Here is a 250-nt window from a genome sequence, read left to right as displayed (position 1 = left end):
CACGCGCGGGTGATCGAGCCGAATCTGGTTAGTCACATGAACGACGTCCACGCGGTCTTGCCGATCTTCCTCGCGCAGGATCGCGGCACTTGGGTGAACATGATCTCGGTCGGCGGCTTCGTCGCGACGCCCTATGCGGCGGCCTATGCAGCGAGCAAATTCGGATTGCGCGGGTTCAGTCAGGCCCTGCGTGGCGAAGTGTCGAAGCGGCCGAACATCCACATCTGCGATGTGTATCCCACCTTTGTCG

At 61.6% G+C, this 250-nt stretch carries 1 protein-coding gene; it reads left to right on the top strand.

The window, feature by feature from the left end; translation table 11 throughout:
• Nucleotides 1-36: 36 nt before the first annotated feature.
• The coding region (locus tag AC0IYH_RS33015) for an SDR family NAD(P)-dependent oxidoreductase (RefSeq protein ID WP_471838606.1) at nt 37-250 on the top strand (214 nt) is incomplete at its 3' end.

It is taken from the genome of Pseudomonas sp. AC463 (assembly GCF_979253585.1).
Note: the sequence above shows the minus strand (reverse complement) of the source record. Positions and strands in the feature narration are given on the sequence as shown.